The 5,726-nt window shown below is 56.3% G+C and carries 5 protein-coding genes; 2 read left to right on the forward strand and 3 right to left on the reverse strand.

Features of this window, described 5'->3' with window-relative positions; translation table 11 throughout:
* On the reverse strand, window positions 1-326 hold a 326-nt coding region (locus tag HYU99_05740), incomplete at its 3' end, for a hypothetical protein (protein MBI2339849.1).
* A gap of 107 nt (window positions 327-433) precedes the next feature.
* Window positions 434-1,786: a lysine--tRNA ligase gene (locus tag HYU99_05745; GenBank protein MBI2339850.1), complete on the reverse strand. Its 1,353-nt coding sequence runs from the start codon at window positions 1,784-1,786 to the stop codon at window positions 434-436.
* A gap of 202 nt (window positions 1,787-1,988) precedes the next feature.
* Here HYU99_05745 and HYU99_05750 point away from each other — a divergent pair, with 202 nt between their 5' ends.
* Window positions 1,989-4,103 carry a hypothetical protein gene (locus tag HYU99_05750; protein ID MBI2339851.1) on the forward strand — a complete coding sequence of 705 codons (2,115 nt, stop codon included), beginning with the start codon at window positions 1,989-1,991 and terminating at the stop codon, window positions 4,101-4,103.
* Window positions 4,104-4,111: 8 nt separating this feature from the next.
* Here the strand turns inward: HYU99_05750 and HYU99_05755 are convergent, their stop codons facing one another.
* Window positions 4,112-4,441 carry a tetratricopeptide repeat protein gene (locus HYU99_05755; GenBank protein MBI2339852.1) on the reverse strand — a complete coding sequence of 110 codons (330 nt, stop codon included), beginning with the start codon at window positions 4,439-4,441 and terminating at the stop codon, window positions 4,112-4,114.
* A gap of 609 nt (window positions 4,442-5,050) precedes the next feature.
* Between HYU99_05755 and HYU99_05760 the strand changes: the two genes are divergently transcribed.
* Window positions 5,051-5,726: hypothetical protein (locus HYU99_05760; protein ID MBI2339853.1), on the forward strand; the 676-nt coding region annotated here is incomplete at its 3' end.

The raw sequence follows: 5,726 nt of genomic DNA on the forward strand, positions 1-5,726 counted from the left end.
ATCCCCGCAAATTCGGTGACGGGAACCACCGAGGCCACCCGTGGCGAGGCCACCTCTTTTCGCGCACGGAGCCAGCTCTCCACGGAGTTTCCCCCTCCTGCCTCCTGCCTCCTGGCTCCTGGCTCCTGAATGGTCAAATGCGCGTCAAACCCCACAAGGGCCTCCCGCAGATGGGTGGAAAACCCGTTCATCACCGAATGAATCACGGTGAACGAAAAAACCGAGATGCAAATGCCGGTCAGGGAAATGAGGGAAAGAAAGGATAAAAAACGATACGCCTTTTTCGATTTGAGATAGCGGAGGGCGATGAATGTTTCAAAAGACATTATACTTGGGGCCCTTTCGGCCCGTTTGTTGCTACTCGCGTCCTGGATTTCGGGCCTCAAATGGCCCCAAACCCCGCGCTCACAACTGGCAAAGCCAGATTGTTCGCTTATTTTTCCGGTCTCAACTGGGGAAACAAAATTACGTCCCGAATCGACGGCGAATCGGTCAGCAACATGACCAGCCGGTCGATCCCGATCCCCTCCCCTGCTGTCGGCGGCATGCCGTATTCCAGGGCGCGGATGTAGTCGGCGTCAAAATACATCGCCTCTTCGTCCCCTTTTTTGCGCGCCTCGGCCTGTTTTAAGAAGCGCTCCTTCTGGTCGGCCGGATCATTCAACTCCGAGAAGGCGTTGGCCACTTCCATTCCGGCAATGTAAAGCTCAAACCGGTCGGCAATCGCCGGATCCGCCTCGCTCCGCCGGGCCAGCGGCGACTTGTCTGTCGGAAAGCCGGTGACGAAGGTCGGGTTGACAAGCCCCGCCTCCCCGATCTTTAACATCTCCTGATAAGAGATTCGCGCAAACGGCGGCGTGAAGTCGATGGTTTCACCCTGATAACCCGCCTTTGTCGTCCCGCAAACCTCGTGGACCAAACCGGACAACAACTCCTCCGTTAAACGCATCAAATCTTCATAGGTCGAATAGGACTCGTAAAATTCCAGCATGGTGAATTCCGGGTTGTGCCGGACCGAAACCCCCTCGTTTCTGAAATTCCGGTTGATCTCGAAGACCCGCTCCAACCCCCCCACCACCAGCCGCTTTAAATAAAGTTCCGGGGCGATCCGCAAATACACATCGACATCGAGCGTGTTGTGGTGCGTGACAAACGGCCGGGCGGCCGCCCCGCCGGGGATCGGGTGCATCATCGGCGTTTCCACCTCGAGATATTCGCGTGAGAGAAAAAATTGCCGGATGAAGGAGATAATTTTGGAGCGTTTGACGAAGGTTTCACGGACGCCGGGATTAACGATGAGATCGACATAGCGTTGCCGGTAGCGCGTTTCCACATCGGTCAGGCCGTGCCATTTTTCCGGGAGGTTGCGGAGGGCCTTGGCGACAAGGCGGAATTTTTCGGCCTTGAGAGTCAGTTCACCGGTTTTGGTCCGAAAAAGATTTCCTTCGACCATCACGAAGTCGCCGATGTCGATGTCGCGATAGAGTTCAAACGCCTCTACCGGGAGGGAATTTTTCTGGCAGAAGACCTGAAATTCGCCGGTCCGGTCGCGGATTTTGATAAATCCGGCCTTTCCAAAATCGCGCCGGAAGATCACCCGCCCGGCGAGTGAAAAATTTTCCTTCAGCCCCTCGAGGCGGGTTTTATCCCATGAATTGTATTGTTGTGCGATTCCGCCACAGTTGGCCGACGGCCGGACATCATTCGTATAGGGATTAATCCCCTGCTTCCTTAAGTTTTCGGCCTTCTCGGCCCTCTGCTGAATATAAATATTTTCGTCAGTCATGGAAGAAAAAAGCCCCGACAGGGGCGACGGCATAGTGCCGTGGGTTTTAACCCACGGTAATTAGAGGATTTTTGGTGAGAATGTCAAGGAAATGTCAAGATTAACGCAGAGAGTAAACAAATCCTTGCCTATGCAGTTAGGTATTACGTAAAATTCATATTATTGTAAAAATTGGGGTCCAACCGGGGTGAGGGTACTAACGATGAAATTATTTCGCTGGGGGACACTGTCGTCTCTGTTCCTTCTTCTAACCTTCAACCTGATAAATTTTAATCTGATCAACACCGGTTGCGGCAGTAGCGCAACCCCGTCGGCCGATATTCCGGCAACGGTCTCCTCCTTGTCCTCCGTGCCCAGTTTGGACCTTTCCAACCTGGATTCCAGCGCCTCACCGGACGCAAACCTCACCGCCATGAACGCACGGGCATCAAAATTGGCGAGCCACCAAGTGGCGAGCCACCAGGTGGCCAGCCACCAGGTGGCCAGGCTCGGCGAAGATATGAGAGGTGAGGGAAAGTCGTCCCGCGCCGGATGCGAGGCGAATGCCCACAAGGACGAGATCTTCCGGATGAGCCAGATGGCCCAGTTGGATCGTTGCTATCCGGAGGCAATGGAGTCCGCCGGGCTTTTCACGATTGGGGACGGATTCAGCTATTACTCCCTTACTCCTCCGGAAATGGGAGACGAGGAGAAGGAAAGGATGTGCGATGATATTCCGCCCGAAAAGGTCGATGAGCGGACTGCCTGCGAAGAAGGGACCGCCGGTGGACCGAAAGACCTTAAAATCCGTCTTGGCCTCATCGACGGCGCCCTGCAGATCGATATGTGCGAGTCGGATGCGCTTCAGAATGAGGCGACCTACACGGCTACCGGGTCGGTCTACACCGCCACGGTGACACGGGTTGGAAATTTTCTGGGAACCACCGAGGGCTCCAAATTCGCGATGACGGTCGACCTGGGAACGTCCGGCACGGTGACTGACAGCCTTGTGGCCCTCGGGGACGGTAGCGCGTCCGCCTCCGCCCAGATGAACAGTTCTTTCGGCAACGGTCTCATCGCCTTCGATGCGAGCGCATCGAACAACGCCATCAGCGGCGCCTTTAACGGGGCTTTCACCGATCCTTTCACCGACGTGGATACTTCCTTTACGGGAAAAGTGCGCGCCGAATTCGGCCCTGAAGACGGATGCGCCAAATTCAGTTTTACGGGGGCGCCCCCCCCAATGCGGGTTCAGGACATGATCCCCTTTGATATTTCCGCGGACCAACTGGACGGCTTTCTTCAGGTCTTGGGGCTGGAGTTGGGGATCGAACTGACCGCGGACAATTATGAGACGGTCAACCTTTGCCCCAATCCCCTATTCGACCCCGAAAACCCCAGCACGGAGCTCAAGCCGATGGTCGCCGCCAATGACGACGGCGCTTGTCCGACGGTGACCTCTACCGGCATCGAGTGCTTCACTATCGCCAACGGCGTCACGACGAGCGACTTCGGCGCCGAAGAATATACCCAGACCTTCACGACAGCGTCCAATGACTCGGTCTCCTTTTATGCAACGGTGAACGCCTTCGACTTGAGCGCCCTCGATCCCACGGTCGATACGGTCGCCTTCTCGCGGAATTGGGATTGTACCGGCTCTTTTACCTCCATCGACTTCGCGTCGCTCACGGATACCCAGTTGACCGCTCTTCAGGAGGGAATAGAGGAGTGCAATGCCATACAGGAAGAGGCCTTCAACCGGGATGGGATGGGAGGCTACAATTGCCATCAGCAGGAGGAGATGAACGGCATCAACGATCTGTCCGGGGAGGGCCCCCCGGACTTGGGGAATTATGGCGGGGTTCTCGGGCTGATCCTGCCGATCCAGGGGAGCTGTTTGCCCGACATCGGTCTCCCCGATCTACTCTTTATCGATGCCGTGAATGTGGCGGCAAATACATATTGTCTTCCCGTGGAGGCGAGCTGTGATCCCTTCGACGTGGAAGTGGGTCCCCCCCCCAATGCCCCCGGTCTGGATGTTACCCTTTTGGGGGATACGGCGATCACGAATTTGTCGTATACGCAACCGGACCCCAACGCGCCGGCCGAGTCGGTGTTGGTAACCTTCGCAGGTTCGGAGCTGGCCCTATTGGGAGGGTCTTGCACCCAACGGTATTCGATCGTGCAGCCGACCTTCGAGGCCCCACTGGATCCATTCGAAGGGGACGGTGGGGGAGAAGAACCTCCGCAGGCCTGCATTGACCTCTTCGGAGACGATGTGACCAGGGAGGAATGCGAGGGGTTCTGCATGTCGCCGGATGGGCGCGATGCCTGCTGACCGCCGATTTAACGGTTTTTTTGTTCTGATTTGACGATCTCATCCAAAAGCGGGCCGGCCTTCTCTGGCTGGCCCGCTTCCGTATAGGCGGCGGCAAGCTTTCTCTTGAGTTCGAGATTATCGGGATACCGGGCGAGCATTCTCTCGTAGACCGCCGCGAGGGCCATGGCCCTCTTTTTCTTCAGTCCCTCCTCCCCGCGTTTTTGGATAAATTCCTGCGGGTTCGCGGCGCGGACGGGTTCGGGGGCCTGAAGGGGTCGCAGAGTCAAAAAATAGGCGGAGACGGCCAGAATGATCGCCGCCGCCAACAGACCGACCAGCAGATATTTTCGATGCATTATCAATAGGATATGCCATTAATGTCAAGGAAATGTCAAGATTAACGCAGAGGGCTAAAAAATTCTCGACATGCCAGTAATCATCAGATAGAATTTCGCTTACTGCAAAGAATTGGGGTCCAAAACAACAGGGGTGGAGGGGAGAAACAATATGAAAATACCATCGTATTTTTCAATCATGCTTCATGGCATGGTCGTTGCGGTCTTGTCGCTGTTTGCTTGGGGGGACTGCGGTAGTAGCGCCACCGACACTGACACCGGCGGCGGGGATACCGTCGAACTGTCAGCCGATGTGACAAGGCCAACCGCGTCGTTCAGTATTTCGGCGTTGGGCAAAGGGCCGCTGGCACAGGAGGCCGATGAAGGGGATACCGGCCATTTCTACACCATGGAAGGGGAGCACCTGGGCGAGTGCACCGTGGATGCGGAGGGGAATTGCACGGTTACTGCCGACGTCGCGGATTTGATGGGAACGGAAGATGACGCCGCAAGTTTCGACGAACCGGTTGTGTTTGTGACCGATGAGGGCTACGAAACTTATTTTGACGCCTCGTTTACCGAGGGGGAGACAAGCGAGATAGGTTGCACGTGCGACATGGATTCCACGACATGGATTCCACTTTGGCCACCGGCGAGGTCTCGGACGCGATCGATGTTGACGGAGATGGGGTCTCCGACTTTACCGGGTGGGGGGAAGACTACAGCGCGGCCAAGGATGACGCCGACTTCGGCTGTCTTTTTGAAGTGGGCCTGGCGATGTGGGAGGATTCCGCTCTGGATGGCGAAGGGCTTGCCGATGACATGGGGCTGATTGGCGAAGCGATTGAGAGCTATCTCGCCGCCGGAGGCGATCCGGCCGACCTGGGGTATGACAGCATTGCCGACATGGTTTCTGCCTCCTTTGACGGAACCCTCGATGACGGCAGTGCCTGGACCGACATGCTCAACTTCTTGGGCAATGCGGCGGCAAGCGATCCCACTGCGTTTGCAGACTGGGTGGATCCATCTGCCTATACGGACATGTACGACGACTCGTTTGTGACCTTTGAGGCCGTTCATTCTTTCTACGAGGAGAACATCGCATACGGGGGCCTTAGAACTACAGCGGAAGCGCTGACCAAGCATCAGGAGGCGGATGACGAGACCAGCCTCGACTGCGACAGCATCAAGAACGGTGACGTGGATCCGTCAGCCTTTATCGCCCCCTTTCTCGCGGCCGACGATCTGGAAGAGTTCACCAACACTTATACGGGGGACGGGTTCTTCGTCTATGTCGGCCTCATGG

Source organism: Deltaproteobacteria bacterium (assembly GCA_016183175.1).
In the GTDB taxonomy this organism is placed as follows: domain Bacteria; phylum UBA10199; class UBA10199; order UBA10199; family SBBF01; genus JACPFC01.

Excerpts from the sequence above, each read along its gene's own strand:
- HYU99_05745 (MBI2339850.1), bottom strand. The coding sequence starts at position 1,786 with ATGACTGACGAAAATATTTATATTCAGCAGAGGGCCGAGAAGGCCGAA.
- HYU99_05750 (MBI2339851.1), top strand. The coding sequence starts at position 1,989 with ATGAAATTATTTCGCTGGGGGACACTGTCGTCTCTGTTCCTTCTTCTA.
- HYU99_05755 (MBI2339852.1), bottom strand. The coding sequence starts at position 4,441 with ATGCATCGAAAATATCTGCTGGTCGGTCTGTTGGCGGCGGCGATCATT.